The sequence below is a fragment of the Bradyrhizobium australafricanum genome (genome assembly GCF_020329495.1).
GTDB lineage: Bacteria > Pseudomonadota > Alphaproteobacteria > Rhizobiales > Xanthobacteraceae > Bradyrhizobium > Bradyrhizobium australafricanum.
This window is the reverse complement of record NZ_JAGKJL010000017.1, coordinates 1-13,520: the sequence shown is the minus strand read 5'-3', so window position 1 is coordinate 13,520 and position 13,520 is coordinate 1. Positions and strand designations below refer to the sequence as shown.

General features: G+C 58.6%; 14 protein-coding genes. 7 read left to right on the top strand and 7 right to left on the bottom strand.

Features of this window, described 5'->3' with window-relative positions; all coding sequences use genetic code 11:
• Window positions 1-235: 235 nt before the first annotated feature.
• Window positions 236-601 carry a type 1 glutamine amidotransferase family protein gene (locus tag J6525_RS16910; RefSeq protein ID WP_225645497.1) on the bottom strand — a complete coding sequence of 122 codons (366 nt, stop codon included), beginning with the start codon at window positions 599-601 and terminating at the stop codon, window positions 236-238.
• A gap of 21 nt (window positions 602-622) precedes the next feature.
• On the opposite strand from J6525_RS16910, the gene J6525_RS16905 reads away from it, so the two are divergent.
• From J6525_RS16905 to J6525_RS16890, 4 genes are all read left to right on the top strand, one after another.
• Entirely contained in the window at window positions 623-880 is a 258-nt protein-coding gene (locus J6525_RS16905) for a hypothetical protein (protein WP_225645496.1), read from the top strand.
• A 44-nt stretch (window positions 881-924) separates the two neighbouring features.
• Entirely contained in the window at window positions 925-1,128 is a 204-nt protein-coding gene (locus J6525_RS16900) for a hypothetical protein (protein ID WP_225645495.1), read from the top strand.
• Window positions 1,129-1,198: 70 nt separating this feature from the next.
• Window positions 1,199-1,498 carry a hypothetical protein gene (locus J6525_RS16895; protein WP_225645494.1) on the top strand — a complete coding sequence of 100 codons (300 nt, stop codon included), beginning with the start codon at window positions 1,199-1,201 and terminating at the stop codon, window positions 1,496-1,498.
• Between the two features lie 1,626 nt (window positions 1,499-3,124).
• Complete coding sequence (locus J6525_RS16890) at window positions 3,125-3,385, top strand: hypothetical protein (RefSeq protein ID WP_225645493.1); 261 nt, start codon at window positions 3,125-3,127, stop codon at window positions 3,383-3,385.
• A 557-nt stretch (window positions 3,386-3,942) separates the two neighbouring features.
• On the opposite strand, the gene J6525_RS16885 is transcribed toward J6525_RS16890, so the two are convergent.
• The 6 genes from J6525_RS16885 to J6525_RS16860 form a co-directional block, all read right to left on the bottom strand.
• A complete protein-coding gene (locus J6525_RS16885) occupies window positions 3,943-4,293 on the bottom strand; it encodes a Mom family adenine methylcarbamoylation protein (protein WP_225645492.1) in 351 nt (116 codons plus the stop codon).
• A 270-nt stretch (window positions 4,294-4,563) separates the two neighbouring features.
• Window positions 4,564-4,770 carry a hypothetical protein gene (locus J6525_RS16880; RefSeq protein WP_225645491.1) on the bottom strand — a complete coding sequence of 69 codons (207 nt, stop codon included), beginning with the start codon at window positions 4,768-4,770 and terminating at the stop codon, window positions 4,564-4,566.
• 432 nt (window positions 4,771-5,202) lie between these two features.
• On the bottom strand, window positions 5,203-6,645 hold the full coding sequence (locus J6525_RS16875) for a hypothetical protein (protein ID WP_225645490.1): 1,443 nt from the start codon (window positions 6,643-6,645) through the stop codon (window positions 5,203-5,205).
• A gap of 115 nt (window positions 6,646-6,760) precedes the next feature.
• On the bottom strand, window positions 6,761-8,563 hold the full coding sequence (locus J6525_RS16870) for a DUF8225 domain-containing protein (RefSeq protein WP_225645489.1): 1,803 nt from the start codon (window positions 8,561-8,563) through the stop codon (window positions 6,761-6,763).
• A gap of 845 nt (window positions 8,564-9,408) precedes the next feature.
• Window positions 9,409-9,630 (bottom strand): hypothetical protein, encoded by a 222-nt coding sequence (locus tag J6525_RS16865; protein ID WP_225645488.1) that lies wholly within the window; start codon window positions 9,628-9,630, stop codon window positions 9,409-9,411.
• 402 nt (window positions 9,631-10,032) lie between these two features.
• On the bottom strand, window positions 10,033-10,308 hold the full coding sequence (locus tag J6525_RS16860) for a hypothetical protein (protein ID WP_225645487.1): 276 nt from the start codon (window positions 10,306-10,308) through the stop codon (window positions 10,033-10,035).
• A 116-nt stretch (window positions 10,309-10,424) separates the two neighbouring features.
• On the opposite strand from J6525_RS16860, the gene J6525_RS16855 reads away from it, so the two are divergent.
• From J6525_RS16855 to J6525_RS16845, 3 genes are all read left to right on the top strand, one after another.
• Window positions 10,425-10,619, top strand: coding sequence for a hypothetical protein (locus J6525_RS16855; protein ID WP_225645486.1), 195 nt, complete (start codon window positions 10,425-10,427; stop codon window positions 10,617-10,619).
• A 1,109-nt stretch (window positions 10,620-11,728) separates the two neighbouring features.
• Window positions 11,729-12,061, top strand: a complete 333-nt coding sequence (locus J6525_RS16850; RefSeq protein ID WP_249796064.1) for a S49 family peptidase — start codon at window positions 11,729-11,731, stop codon at window positions 12,059-12,061.
• Between the two features lie 1,263 nt (window positions 12,062-13,324).
• Window positions 13,325-13,520: transposase (locus tag J6525_RS16845; RefSeq protein ID WP_225645485.1), on the top strand; the 196-nt coding region annotated here is incomplete at its 3' end.

The window sequence follows — 13,520 nt, the reverse complement described above, 5'->3', positions numbered from 1 at the left end:
AAAACAGACGAGCGCGACGATGACCAGGACGGCATAAGGCTTTCGGGGCCCATGGGAGTTCTCCTTTGCCTGGATTATCAAACCCAAGAATGAACTTGAGCGCGGCGCAAAGATCGCAGCCATAACCGTATCATTTTGGCGATGGCGTTGTCCCGTCGCTGACCGCTGCTGCTCACTCGACGAGCGCCTGCTATTTTCCCAATTAACCGGCGCCGCATTCGGGCAGGCCGCAGTACTATTCAAGCGCTCCGAGCCGCGACGTCACCAACTTTTGCGTCTGGCCCTTGATCCCCAGTCGATCGAGTAGAGCGTTGGCAACAGCTTCCGAGGATGCTGGATTCTGTCCCGTGATTAGGTCGCCATCGGAGATGGCATAGGGCTGCCATTTCTCTTTCCGGGAATAGTTGCCGCCGTTGTTCCTCAACATATCTTCGACCAGGAACGGTAAGACGTCAGTCGGTTCAATTGCAGCCTCCTCGAGGTTGGAAAATCCGGTGACGGATTTGCCGGCGACAAGGGGCAGCCCATTGGATGCCCTGGTAGAACGCAACGCGCCGGGCCCATGGCAGACGAGCCCTAATGGACGACGCGTGCGGGCCATGGTTTCGATCAGTGCGATTGAGTGGGGATCACGAGATCCCATACCGGCGCGCTTGCTGCCCGCCTCATCAAAGCGATCGAGTGGTCGAAAGGCACCCGTAAAGCTGTCGATGACGCGACAAAGAAGCTTTCTGATGCCCTTGGCGGCGAAGCCGCCATCGATGCGATAAGCAAAGCGCTAAGCGAGCGATGGAAGGAATTGCACGACGAGGAGACGGACACCGATCCAAGCCTTACACTCGTCAGCAAACGGTTCGAAGAAGTCGTCGCGCATATATAAGTGATGTTCCGCACGGACCAGCAAAGATTGAGCGCGGCCTGGATGTGCTGAGCGACGGTCAGCAATCACTGTTTTATTTCGCGCTCGCCGCGGCAGTCTTCGATCTGGAGCGCGATGCTGTGGCCACCAAGATCAAGGGTTTCCGCGGGGAGGAGCTGCGCATTCCCGCTCTGAGTATCTTCGGGATCGAGAACGCGCGTTTAAGCCGCGCCAGCATCGTCTCTCGTCCGCCCCTTATGAGATCATGAGCCTAGCCGAACGTGCGGCGCGGAGGGAAGATGTTCCCGGAAAACTACGGATACGATGGTTCGAAAATGCGTGACACAACCGCTGCGGTTGAGCCATAGTTATTACACCACTCAAAGGGTCGCCATGATTGCGAGCGAGGATGAGCATTTAAAGCAGGCTCAAGGTGAGCATGCTGATGGCCGCCCCAGGCTCGGCATATCGGCAATCCTGATGCCAATTGTGCTGCTCATCACCTTGCCGCTCTCGATCATAATCCACCTCGTCGTGCTGCTCTGCCGAGCGCTTGGCTTTCAAGTGCCGACCGTCGATGAGCGCATTGCGCGTCAACGAAGACAGAAGGATGTGCAAAACGCCGTCGAGACGCGCTGACCGATGCCGATCAAAATTACCAACGCCAGATGGCAGAGCTAGCCACCCAGCTAGCCGATCGCGGAATGCTGTCACCAGACATGCGCCCCTGGCTACCGGCTGACTATGAGCCAAAGAAGGGCGAGCTTCCGAAGCGTTGAACGGCCAGACCGCGAAAGCAACCCGAGGAGAGTGTTATGAGGGGGAAGAAAACCGCCGACGAGCTACGCGCAATAATCATGGACGAGGTAGCGAAGCATCCTAGCTGGAGCCACATCACGACCGTGGCCATCACTAGATCGATTTCTACTGTGACCGGTGCATCAAACTGGAACCCGGGCTTTGTCTGCGACGGCCCCGAGATGGCACCGGCAGGCGCTTTCATATTCGCGAGAGACCTTGCCAGACAATACGATCTCGACGGGGACCCATCATAGGAAGCGCCGGTTCAGTGGCCGTCGTCTTCGGTCGATGATTTCGTTAGCTAGTGGTGCGCCAGCAAATGGATCGCTGACCCGTGCGACCGATACCTACGCAAGCTGGTAGGTGTGGGCCTTGTATTTCCGTGTCAGGTTGCGGAGCATAGATCGTTGGTTTGTGTTGGAATGCACGCTCCGTTTAGTGCTGGAGCTGTGTAGTGCGCGGCGACCTCCCGTACATAGCTTGCGTCATTTTGCTGGGATTGGCTTCGCTGGCCGTCCTTGCGGCCGCAACATTCATGCAATGAGGTGACCGAGGCGATCCTTTCCGGAGCGCAGCAATATGGATGGTTGGTTAGTAACAGTCGCCATCAAGGAAGACGACGAAGGCGACGACGAGTACAGGCACGTAACTTACGCGGTCGCAGTCGCAGACCAAAGGAAAGCCGTGAAGCTAGCCTTGAAAGATAGCGGCGCAAAGGCCGCAATGGTCAACTGCCCGCTCGAAAATGGGATGTTGCAAACTTTGGGCCTAGAGCCCGGAGAGCTCATCGTTGTGCATGATGACGAGATTGATCCGATCCCTGGGCGGCCTCGGCGCGACTAGGGGCACGTTCGATCTCGTTCAACCGCGTCGGATTGACGACATGCATGTCCGGAAGCTCCCACGAGCAGTAAGCTGGCGTGCTGTGATAGCGCGCAATTTGCTTCCCTCCTCTTTCTGATCTTCTGGCACGCGGGTTGCTGAGCCATGCATGGCTTAGCTCTCTGACTGACTGACCTCGTGAGGGCCAAGCCGCGCATCGCAACTCGCACGGTCGGCGGCCCCGCCGTCCGTGCGCTTTTTCTGACGGCGCGATGATAAGTCGAGCGCGTGGCATCATGATCGTCTGGCACGCGAATTGCGAGGAGACGTACGGGCTTGGCTGCTCATGCATTCGCGCTGCACCTTGCGAGCCGTCAAGCCTGCGCGGGTGGACCTCCCTCCACCCGCGCTTCCTTCTCCGTCGCCCTTGAGGCCGCATTAACAGCGGCACGCCGTGGAGATCATGGCATGACCCGTGACGAGGCTTTGAAGAACGCTATAGCAGCGCTCAGAGGGTGGTCGGAGGGGAAGATCGGAACCGGCGCCGTACTCGCCGCGATTGCGGAGCTTATGGCGACTGGTCCGCCACCTAGAAAACAGAAGCTCTCTTCATAGGCTAGAACTGAGATGGCAGGAGGGTGGATGGTTTCGGTCGGCGTCGTCAAAGACGGCAAGCTTCGATATGTGACTTATGCCGTCGCTATGGCTGATCAGGCGGAAGCCGTGAAGGCCTCATTGGCTGCCAGCGCCGGTGATGCAACGATCGTGAATTCGGAACTCCGCGAAGCTGATTTGAAGGGCCTCGGGCTGAAGGCTGGCGAGCTTGTGGCCGTATACGATGATCGAAATGATCCGCTGATGTCGCGGACGTGGCGTCCTGTCCGACCGCGCGACACAAATTAGCGGGCGACCGCCGGGATCAATGTCACTTGCTCGGGAAATGTGGTCGCCCATTGCAGAAGGCCCCACAATGTCAGACATTTCACGTAAGGTCCGCCATACGGTTCGGCAGTGTGTCCCACGAGCTCAAGGGTTTTTGGGCCGATGAACCTTCTCTAGGCATTGGTGCCCGTTGCGCTCGAAAACTCTCATGGCAATCATGCTTTGCTCCTCGATCGTTCGGATCGTCTACTCTATCAGTTCGGAGTGATTCGACCAAAAGCGAGAGGCCGGCGCAGTGGCCGGCCCCGTCAAACTTCTATGGCATGATGTGCTCAGCGGAAGTACGTCGTGATCACTTCGATAGCCTGTCGAGCGGCACGCCCTAACCCGACCATGATCCCGCCAGTCTTGGCGAAATGCGCGGCGCGGTTCTTTCCCGTCACTTGCCGTCTTGTGCGTGACCGAGCCATCGGGTAGTCGCAACAGACTCTTGTTGTTCAATTTGATGCCGGTCATCACGAAGGACACCGCGCGATAGATAGTTCCATCGCCGCACTGGCATCCATCGGCGAACGAGATCACTCACCCATGTGCGGGTAATTCTTCCTGATTATCCGCATGGCGATTGCCAGCGCGCGGCTCTCGCTATTGCGCGGGAGCGCCTCCGAGAGCGCCAGCCGGTTCAATTCGAGGAAGCCGTTCCATGACGTCTCGCGCACCAGCCCTTGAATATTGCTCTTGTCCATCGACGGGCCGAACGTCATCGCGCCTTCAAGGCGCCCGTTGAGGAAGACGCCAAGTGCGAGGAAAGCATTGTTGACCGTCTTGTGGCTGTAATGGAGCCGGCTGATCATCTCGTAGTCTGACTGGCCTCGCCTCACCAAATTTGGCGATAGCTCATGAGCGGCCGCAGTGGTCAAATGATCCACTCACCGTTCGCTCGAATGTTCGGATTCAAGGCGGCCGTTTCCGCGGTGCCAGTCATCTTCAAGTTGAACTACATCATCCAATTCCGGAGTGGAGACCTCTACAAGAGTGATGTCAGCCTTGGCTTCAATGCGATGCACCATGCCGGGCATGATGTGGACAATATCGCCAACCCTAAGATCGATTGTCCTCAAACATCTAGTGCGTCGCTCGCGACCATAAAAAAGTCGAAGCGACTATAACGATGAGCGGCGACATGGTGACGGACCACCTCAATCATCACGGCGCAATTGCGCTGAGCGCATCAGGCCATCGAAGGCGGATGGGGTAGGCCATTGCGCGCGCCTTTCTCGGTCGATGTCTTCGGTCGCTCTGTTTGCCCGCACATATAGCCGCCATGCTGTGCAAGCCACATTGACGATGGATACCGCCGCGTCGGCGATGAGAATGGTATGGTTTCGAGCCGGGTTGATGCTCATGGGCGGCGCTCCTCAGCCGACGAGGAATCTTATACCCTAGGTTGAGGCTTTATGGTCCGATATTTTTAGGCAACTAAGGCTGACGGAAGCTGTACCGCTAGCCAGTTTTGCCGGAAGAGCACATCCCCGGAGCAGCGTCTTCGCGCCACAGGGGGAAGACTGAAGGTTGGCGCACGATCCGAACTCAGGGCTTGACGCCGTGTCTAAGTGCCGTTGGGCGGTCGCTTTCGAACCGTGTACAACGAGCCTTCCTGGCTATGGCGACACGCGCGAGTCCCGCGCGTCGGGTGACACATCGATAAACCGGCAGGCCGAAGTTTTCGAAGCCGTGTATCGTCGTGCCGGCGACCCCATGCCTGCCTTCGGAGGTTTCGTCAGAGCTGCTCTGGCCTGTCTGGACGTAGCGCTGTGTGGGCTTGGACTGCTCTCAGCTCATCGGTTCGTTTCCACAGTAAATACGAAGGAATAATCGGACGCGTAGTCCGGATTATCAGTTGCGCCCATTCGCACTTTGGGCGGCGCGACCAGCACGCGGCGCAGCCGGCGGCCGGCAACTTTAGCCATTATTTGCTGCGATGGGTTGCCTATCCTGGCGGATTGATGGCAATCCATGCATGACTTCTGGGTCTGCAAGTAGGTCTCAAGTGTGGTGTTGGCCACGATGTGACTGGCGCTCGACGGCGTGATGTCGCCGGTCGAGAGCGGTACAGTGCTCTGCGGCGGTACTGGCTGCGGGCTGTTCGGCCATTGCACGTCGATCAGGCGGTAATAGTTGAACACCGAATCCGCCGGCAGGATCTTCCAAGCATAATCAGTGACGGAATTCGCCTGCGAGTCCACCGGCGTGATGCGGGTGATTTGCATCGGCGCCGAATAGGGAAAGCAGTCTGGCGTCGACGGCTTGCCAATCGGGCACGCGTCGCCCGGTGGGGTGTTGGGCTTGCAGCGATAATAGATATCGGTCTGCGGGTTGCAGTTCGTATTGAAGAACGTATAGCCTGGAGGTGGCTTCTGGTTGGGATTGCGCGGCAAGGTTGGCGCGACCGGATTGCCGTTGTTGTCATCGGGATCATTGTCAATCTGCTCGAAGGTTGCCCAGACGAACTGGTTGGCCCCAGGCACCTTGTGGATGATATGCAGGCCGACGAGGCCCATGGTCGCCTGAACAGGCTTTCCGCCAGGCAGGGTGTATTCAGCCAACGTCGTCTTGTAACGGTAGTTGAGCGAACCGTCCGAGGGCAGCGCGACCCAGGCAGCCTTGATCTCGATGGCGCCGACGCCTTGGCCATAGGTAGTGACCTTGCCCTTGCAATCGACGTCTGTGTTGCCTTGCGCATTTCCGGCTGGCAGATTGAAGCCGCCGCGTCCGCCCTGGCCCTGCTGCGAGGCGCAGGCGCGCTGGCCGGCGAATGTGGTGAGATCCGAATCGTCGAACACATTGGTGGTGATGTAGGCGTACTCGTCCTCGTTCAACAGGATCTCATAGAACGCCGGAACGCCGCGCTGGTCGGTGATCCATTTGCCATTGCCAGCCTGGCCGATGTTTTCGAGCACAGCGTCTCCGAGCTTCGACACATTGAACAGCATTTTCGTTGACGGACGCTTGTCATGCCAAGCCGATTTGGCGCGCGCGTCCGATCGCGTGAACGCCTGGCTCGCCGAGAGGAAGCTTTCCCAGACCGTCGCCGAGGTATCGCCCGGCATGCCGAAACTCGACCACGGGGTATTCGCATCCGGCGTCCCCGAAACCTTCGGGTCGGCCTTCCAGTTGAGGTAAATGAACTCCTGCCAGGCGAAGCAGTCTGCTGCGATCTGATTCTTCGAGGCGGCGCTGAAATAAGTTGGCAGTATCGGCTTCGGCTGCACCTGGGTCACGCCGATGGCACCGCAGGGATTGGTGTCAGTCGGCTGGGCCAGCGCCGGACCGCCGCGCGCGAATGCGAACAGAGCGGCGGCGAGGACGAGTGTCCGCGAACAGTAAGCCATGGCTCTAGCCCGTGATGTAGACCGCGGCCGGAAGAGCCAGTACGGTTTTGCTGGTGATCTGGGTGATCTGGATGCCGCGCAGGCCGGGGTTGGCGCCGCTCGGCACCGTTACGGTGACAGCAAGTACCGTATAATTGCCCGGATAGGAATTGCCCGGCACCGCGTAGAAGGTTGGCGTCGCGCTGTGGAGGGTAACCGCAATGCTTGGATCCGGCCCCGAGCCGTCGGCAAGCTGGACCTGTACCGAGACCGGCTCACTGGTCGGATTGCAGGTCAGCACGAGGTTCTGCGCCGAACCGTCAGCCGGCAGCCAGGGCGCGATGAAGGTGCTGTTGCTGGTGAGCGGCATCTTGGCGCCGGTCGGACACGGCTCATTGACTTCGCTCATTGCGTCCCACAAGCCCGCCCACACGCATTGCAGTGGCGCGCCGGGCGTCGGTGTCGTGCTGGAGCAATCGGCGAGCGGCGCAGCCCGGTCCGCCGACAGCGGCCGCGCGAACAAGCCGATCTTAAATTGGTTCGCAATTTGACCGGCCCATTGAATTGGCTGACCATTAATCAGCATGTCGGCCAGCGTGAGATTGGGATTCATGGCGAGCCAATTCCCTGGAATCTGCACGGCCGCATGTAGCACCATGTTGCCGCGGAACGGTGCCCGACTGATCGGATCGACGACCTCGGCCGAGCCGCGCAGAATCTGGTAGATGTCGATTGGTTTGGCGTCGCCGGGCACGTCGACGCCGATCTCGATGTTGGGCCCAAAGGCGAATCTCGACGAATCCGGCACCTGGATATAGAGCCCGACCGGATTGGCGAGGCAGGCGCGCAGTGGCACGCCAGCATATTGCCCGCCTACCACCTGATTGACGGTCTGGCCGATGGTTGGATCGCTGTGGCGATATGCTTGGCCGTAGTTGCCGCAGCAGATCAGCGCCTGGGAATCGCTATTGCGGCTGGCCGGATCGCTTTGAAACTGGGGCGGCACGTATTGCACCGTTGCGGCGCCGGCGAGGCCGAGCTCGGTCTGCAAGGTATTCGGCGTACTGGTGAGATGCATAACCCCGCCATACGGATCGGCGCCGCCGCGCGTTGCAATCGGCCCCGAATTCCATTTGTTGAGCGGATTGTACGCGCGCTTGCCGGTGTCGGGATCAATCACGGGATTGCCACTCGAATCCATTAGCGTAAGCTCGTCGAGCGTGACCTCGATTTGGTTTACGACTGGCGCCCCGTGGTTAAGCGTCTGTTCGTAGAGCTCGCGCACCCGCTCCTGTGACACCTTCCACATCGTATTCCAGTACTCAGGGTTTTCGCAGGCAAAATCGACACGGACGAGATTGCCGTCCCCATCGCGCACCGTCGACCATTCGCAATATTCGTCGAGCCAGCCGCGCGGGCCGTATGGTCCGAACGTCTTCAGCGTTCCGCTCCAATCGGCCTGCGGACAGAGCGTCGCCGGAATGTTCTCGAACGTTTTCCGACCGGCATCGTAATAGCCGGTGTCGGCCAGTTCATAAACCTGGGTCTGGAGGAGATTGTATGGGTTCGGTGGACTGACTGGCGGCGTCTTGGAATAGTACTGGTCAAGTCGACCCGGAAACGCCACCCATTCGACCAACACTGCCTCCGTGCCCAAAGGGATATCAGTGTAGAGTGGATTGTAGAAGTAGTAGGCTGGGTCAGGAGTCGCCTGCTGGATCCAGCCGTTGACGTTGATGGTCCAACGATGGCTCAGGTCGGCATACTCGGGACTATTCGGCGGAAAGTCCTCGATGAAGGCAGGGAGTCCGAAATTGGTGATCTCCATAACCTGATCTCCTCCGCGGTTCGCCGCGGTTTGTATCGCATTCGCAGGTGATTGTGTTTGTCGCGTTTTGCGTCGCTCGCCCGCAGGTGTTTTGTATCGTGGCTCCGGACACCGAATATGCCCCAGCTTTCTAAACCGGGTGTCGACGACAAACCTCTCTGCCTTCTGTCGTTCGCGGGCCCTGACTTAGATGGGCTCCGGCAGCATGGTGGACTCTAGGGTCCTTCGATTCGGAAATACGTTTTGGCGTATCGCGGCAACTCGAGGGTCCGTGGTGTTCTACGGATCGTTGAGACGCTAGCTGCTGGCACTCATTTGGACTACTACCAAAACCGGGAGGCGTTCATTCGCCTCCGCCGCGAATGCCAAGGGTTCACAACAGTTGATCGGCAACTTGGTGCGGTTCGGCGCATTGGGCCGGAACGGAAGTGAGCTCGCTTCTGTAGGAGGTACAGCGTGAATGTGGTTCGCCGACTTCTGGCGGTAAGGCGGCTCGCCATTGTGTATATTTGGCGACGGTGATCTGGGCCAGAAGCGCTTCTGCCGTCAAAGCTATTGGAGTGCCGGAAACGAGACGCGGACGCCAGCTTCAGCGTCGCCGGCCGCCTCGCAGCTCTCCAGTTCGACGTCGTGCCGGCCTAACTCCGCCGTAGAAATCACCCGGCTCAGCAAACCAAGGTATATCAACAGCTATCGGATTGCGCGCTTCTCCACCATATTGTGTATGTGAAAGGCCAGGACTAGGCAGCAATCAAATACCTGAACGTGACCGCTGATGATTTTCACCGAGAAGAGGACGATGTGTCGTTCCTCATAGCCGATCCATATCTCCGACGTCCCGGGGCTCAATATCCAAGGCGATTTCGCGCCGTGGTGATATAAGTACGGTAACAAACCGCTGACCTGGCATTCACTGTCGTGGTCGTATCCGTCCACTTGTTTTCCGCATACGGCAACACTAATCTCGTTGCACGTTTTGTTTCGCGTTCGTACACGCCGATGACATCGCAGCGGCGATGGTAAGCGAACGCGACCGCAGCTGACGCCGCTCGGAGCTGCTGTTTCATGTCGCCTATCTAATGCGGGGCGGACGAAGGGTGGGATGCGCCGAGTTCGCCCCCGTGTCGTCACTAGCCGGCAACGATCGCCGAGAGCAAAGGAGTCCAAATAAAAGACGCCGCTCCTCTTCATCCTAACTCACCACCGCAGTCGTTTCTTTAGGCGTGCAAGGGTGGTGACCCGGGCTCTGATCGCCGACTCACTACGCTTTAGCTCAGTCGCAATCTCTTTCGCAGTTCGCCCGGCTTCCCACAGTTCGATTACCCGCTGGTCGTCCAGCTTAGACCATCGGGTAAATCGCTTGCCTGGCAACTCCCACCTAGAAGAGTTCATTTATCTAGGCTCCCCCAGCTAAATGCGTGTGCTACGGCTGTGCGACGTCAGTGCCTTGCCTGACCAGCTCGCGACTCTTACGTGACAAAATCTCGTCTGAGGATGCTAACCCGTTTGTTCAGTGCTCGGCGCAGCGCATTGCCCTCACATGTCGTCATCCTGCCAGCAGACCGCTCGGACACACAATCCATCATGACCCGTTGAATCTGGACCAGCGTCATACTTTCGATCTGGGCGATGCGCTTCTTAACTTCGGGGCGCAAGCTAGCCGTCTTTTTAGACATCCTCAGATCCTGATGCTCACGGAGACCAGCCCGAAAAGCTAACGACGTTTGAAGGTACAGCATCAACATTGGATCGGGCTCCTACCTACTCTGGGGGGCGGTCGCTCCCTGGCCACTCATCCTCTATTCATCCTCGGGCGGCCGAACTAAAGAAGTCGGTGAAAGTACTTGAAGAGGAGTGCGGCATGGTCAGCCGCGCGCTCGACGAAGTTGTTCGTGCTGGAAACAAACAGTCAATCCGCGAAGGTCGCCTGCGCGGCGAAGGCTGGAAAGAGCTGACGAAAGCTGACGTCCGCACGCGACGGCTTTTACGTCCTGCGGGCGATATCGAGATAGTTCGGGGAGCAGCTGTGTTCCCACTCCTGCGAGCATCCTCTTAGATTACCGGTTCAGAGAGGGGCGTGGATCGTAGTCTCACGATCGGCGTCCCACAGAAATCTGAAGCGCTCGAGATAATTTTCTGATGGGCGTCGACTGAATGACGCCAATACACTTTTCGTGCGCGTTGTCGATTATGTCAGTTGCGACCACGCATCCAAAGTACCATGTCGCTCGACCCAATTTTGCGCCTTGGATAATGTGGATTTATCGCGCCTGCCAGTATGGTAGGCGAACTCGCGGGCGGGCTGTTCAGCAGTTCGTCCGCGAATCTCTTCGCGTCAGCCTCACTTGGAAAGGTTCTGGTTTCTCGAATGGGGTATCGATTTGGCCCCTTCGAATGGTTGAAGGAAACACACCAAGTGTGTTGTAGCCTATCCTTCTCGTGCTCATCGGCCGATGATGACTTTATGCCCCAACGCATGTGATGCAGCCGGATCGGCACAGGTTTTCAGTAACGATCATTATCTAGGTTGGTCATGCCTCCATCAGCATGTCAATTGCGAGTATTGGTAGTTGATCGTTTGCCAATTGTCGTCGATGGAGAAGCTTGACTATTTTGCAGAGCCGTCGGATCGACCCGGCCCGGAAGGACGGCGAGAAGATCAGGTTACACCGGCACGCACCGCGTCGCCGATGCTGGACAGGTTCACCACGCCTGCTGATTTCCTCAAGCCGAAGGCTGCCATCCAAGATGCGACCCAGCCGGCGGGAGCGAAGCAATGGTGTGTCCGCTATCTAACGCAGCCCCGATGTTTGGCTTGCTCGCGCAATGCGCGGCCCACGCTGAGGAAAGCACGCTCGAGCTGATCCTGCGGGTGACGCTCGATCCGCCGTGCGTCGTGGTGAGACAGGCCGCCACGCTGCGGAGGTGCTGGCGCCGGACTACATGACGGCGCCGCCCAAGCTGCCAGATTTCCAACTCCGCAATGCCATGGCGCGCCCGCTACGCAGCCCCAATGAGAGCGAAGAGAGCGACGGCCTAGCCTATTGGCGGTGCGGGCTCGCAGGGCACTGAGCTCGTCATGACGCCTTCCGCCGACGTCGGCTCGATCGGCGCAATGATCATGCATCAGGATATTTCCGGCTGGCTGACCAGGTCGGCCTCAAGATGACGATTGTTCGCTCCGAACAGTCGCCGCTGAAGAACGAGACGCATCCGTTTGCGCCGCTGTCGGATGAGGCGAGGGCCTATCTGCAGGGCCGCGCAAACGAGGCCGCCGCCGATTTCATCAAGGCGGTCGCGAGCGGCCGCCGTGTGTCGCAGACCAAACTCCATGAGGAATTCGGCCAGGGCCGCATGGTCGGAGCGCGCGAGGCGGTCGCCCGCGGCATGGCCGATAGGATCGCAACGCTTGACCAGGTCATCGGCGGCATGCTGCAGCAGCGCGCGCCGCGGCCGAGCTCGCGCCGGAGGTCGGCGCTGGCATTGCATAGGGCGTGAGCGTTTGTCTTGATTTGCCTCAACCTTGGCTGGCCACCTTCGCTATTGTGTTCAACGCTGCGGGCGAGCGTGAAGGTGGACCCATGGACGATTTATCTAGGTGCAAGATACAGGCATTGCTCGATCAGGATCGCATCATGCGTATCGGGCGCTGCGGCCGGACGGCTGGCCCCAAGTAACTACAGTGGGCTACGCCAACGACGGCTTTGCGATCTATTCCTATGCGGGAAAGACAGCCAGAAAGCAACCAATCTGACCCGAGACAACCGCGTGTCGCTCGATCGACGACACCCCGCAGGTGATGGAAATCACCGGGCTGTCAATTGCGGCGCGGGCCGAGGTTGTGGATGATCCCGCGGAGGGCGAAAAAGCGCTGCGCCTGCTATTCGAGAGGTATCCAGAACAGAACTCCATACTGGGTCCACTGCCGACGCCCTCAGATGTTCGCATTTTTCGGCTAACGCCAACTGTGATCTCACTGCTCGACTACTCCACGGGATTTGGCCATACTGTTCTCATTACGTGCTGAACGTAGGGGTGATCGGCACTGACGATCATGACGTGTATTCCAGGCGGACGGGTATAGTGTCGGATCAATCCATGTGTCCTCAGACTACTACATCGCGACCTTTGAAACGAATAAGCGGCCAAGTCGCTGGTCGTGGGAAATTTGCCGCCATAGCAAGCCCATGGGAGTCAGGATCACGGCTGATGGATTTCGGTCAAGGATGGCAGCAGAGTATGCGGGTGAGCGAGCACTGGCGGATTTCCTGAATTTGCTCGCGAAAGAAGAATGGCGCGACCGCTCTAGGCCGCAGCCAAAGAACGGTAACCAGAAGGCTTAGCCAAGATGCGGCAAGTTGCAGCAGCGTTCACCGCGGCCGACTTCGCGCCGGAGGTCGGCGCTGGTCTTCGAATGAGCGAGGTCGGGAAGGAAAATGGCCCCAGCGAGAGTATTCGCTGAGGTCTGCTCTGTCATCGAATATGGCCGACCACTGGGTCTAAATAACGGTGCAATGAAAGGGTATTCTGCCCAGCAGTCGGAAGATCCGCGTAAAGTCCAGTCCAGCGAATTACAGTTGTTAATAGTTCCGAATGAAGGTGCCGATTTTCCCGATCTGGGGCTTAATCTGACTGAGCCACAAAAACCGCAGGCTCATAGCCGGCCAGAATCAGCGATGGTTGCAGCGTGGACCATTAGCCGATGAGGCCGACATGAGCGGGTGAGGCACCAAGACGAGCGAGAAGCGATTTGCGGCATATTTGGAAGGGCTTGCCAGTGTCATCGGTGATGCTGATCGGAAGGCGCCGCTGCGCGACTATTGCGTCGGCCTGATGGCCTGTGGCGGTCGCAAGAGCGTGGAGCCGATGGCGGCGGTGACGGCTCCGGAGCGGACGGCGGCCCAGCATCAATCGCTGCTGCATTTCGTCGGCAGCGGCGCCTGGTCGGATGAGAAGG

Coding starts and splice junctions, on each gene's coding strand:
- J6525_RS16870 (WP_225645489.1), bottom strand. CDS start 8,563: ATGGAGATCACCAATTTCGGACTCCCTGCCTTCATCGAGGACTTTCCG.
- J6525_RS16910 (WP_225645497.1), bottom strand. CDS start 601: ATGGCCCGCACGCGTCGTCCATTAGGGCTCGTCTGCCATGGGCCCGGC.
- J6525_RS16860 (WP_225645487.1), bottom strand. CDS start 10,308: ATGTTGATGCTGTACCTTCAAACGTCGTTAGCTTTTCGGGCTGGTCTC.
- J6525_RS16850 (WP_249796064.1), top strand. CDS start 11,729: ATGACGATTGTTCGCTCCGAACAGTCGCCGCTGAAGAACGAGACGCAT.
- J6525_RS16880 (WP_225645491.1), bottom strand. CDS start 4,770: ATGAGCATCAACCCGGCTCGAAACCATACCATTCTCATCGCCGACGCG.
- J6525_RS16855 (WP_225645486.1), top strand. CDS start 10,425: ATGGTCAGCCGCGCGCTCGACGAAGTTGTTCGTGCTGGAAACAAACAG.
- J6525_RS16865 (WP_225645488.1), bottom strand. CDS start 9,630: ATGAAACAGCAGCTCCGAGCGGCGTCAGCTGCGGTCGCGTTCGCTTAC.
- J6525_RS16890 (WP_225645493.1), top strand. CDS start 3,125: ATGGTTTCGGTCGGCGTCGTCAAAGACGGCAAGCTTCGATATGTGACT.